2 protein-coding genes are annotated in these 1,581 nt (G+C 31.0%); both read left to right on the top strand.

Annotation, left to right across the window (positions count from 1 at the left end):
* Positions 1-230 precede the first annotated feature (230 nt).
* Positions 231-749, top strand: coding sequence for a multiprotein bridging factor aMBF1 (locus ACUVXA_RS20750; RefSeq protein WP_445873198.1), 519 nt, complete (start codon positions 231-233; stop codon positions 747-749).
* A gap of 174 nt (positions 750-923) precedes the next feature.
* Entirely contained in the window at positions 924-1,517 is a 594-nt protein-coding gene (locus ACUVXA_RS20755; protein ID WP_445873199.1) for a tRNA (cytidine(56)-2'-O)-methyltransferase, read from the top strand.
* Positions 1,518-1,581 lie beyond the last annotated feature (64 nt).

Below are 1,581 nucleotides of genomic sequence, written 5' to 3' on the forward strand. Positions count from 1 at the left end.
TTTTTGTAGTAAGAATTCAACTATTTATTTTTAGGAACTCGGTAATGAATGAGAATTTTAGTGAGTCAAAATATTAAATTATTTTAACCAATTTTTAGGAATAAAAGAGTAAACTATTTATTTACCATACAATAATGGAAGCTTAGAATACCCCATTAACTCAAAATTTTGTAATTTACAATAGCTTTTATTATCTTCGTTTTTATAGTTTTATTTAGGAGGTTTCATTCTTGTTATGTGAGGTTTGTGGGCAAAAGATAACAGGAAAAGCTAGAAAAGTCGCTATCGAAGGCGCTGATCTAATTGTCTGTCAGAATTGCGCCAAGTTCGGAGATTCTTTTAAAATATCCTCTACACACGTTCAAAAGGTTAAAACGTCTAGAATTATAGGCCCCCCAAAAATCCGCGGTATTCAAAAAACAAAAAACAAACCAAGTCGTAGAAATGATTTCTATTCGGATTCTTATGAATTAGCAGAGGACTATATGGAAAAAATTCGAAAAGCTAGAGAAGAAAAGGGCTTATCCCATGAAGAATTAGCAGGCAGAATTAATGAAAGGGTTTCTATAATTAAAAAAATTGAGACTGGTAAAATGGCGCCCTCCCAAATTTTAGCAAGGAAACTGGAAAAAGAGCTTCAAATTAATATTTATGCTCCGTTAGATTCGAAGGGTTCAGCTACTAGCTCTAAAGAGAGTTTGAAAGGATTAACTTTAGGTGATATTATCAACATTAAGAAGAAAAAATAAAAGTATTATATAGAGCTGTTTATAACAGAGGTTAGTTAGTGAAGGATAAATGTTAAGTTTAAAATAATTTTAATGTGATAACTGAAATTATTTTTATTATTTACTATGTTAGAAGCACTACATATGATTTATGAATTTAATCCAATAAGAGTACTTCGTTTCTGAGGTATACCAATGGGAAAAAATTCAAACAATAATAATTATGATTTTAACATTAAGATTAATAGATCGACCATATCGAAGCAAAAATTATTTGTTTTGAGATTAGATCATCGTCCTCATAGAGATTTGCGTATATCAACCCATACTGCTCTTGTTGCAAGGGCTTTTGGAATGGACGGTATATTCTTTAGTGGGGTTCCTGATAAAAAATTGTGTGAAAAAGTGAACAAAGTTACCGAGAACTTTGGTGGCGATTTTTTAGTAAGAACCGGTTGTGATTGGAAAAAAATTATTAAAGAATGGTTATCCCAAGGGGGCGAAATAATCCATCTTTCAATGTATGGACTAACTCTTCCAGAAATTATAGAAAAAATTCGTAATTCTTCTAAAGACAAGCTAGTAGTGATAGGTGGACCTAAAGTCCCAAGAGAAATTTATTCTATCGCAACCTATAATGTATCTGTAACCAACCAGCCACATTCGGAAATAGCTGCTTTGGCTGTTTTTCTAAATTATTACCATAAGGGACAAGAATTTTATTACGAATTTAAAAATGCAAAAATAAAAATAATTCCTAACAAAAACGGGAAAAAATTTGCGACTTGAGATATTTATCCCACTTTCCGCACCTTTGATTTATTTTTTCCTATTTTTGTAAAATTTAAGCCTG

This window comes from Candidatus Jordarchaeum sp. (assembly GCF_052745115.1).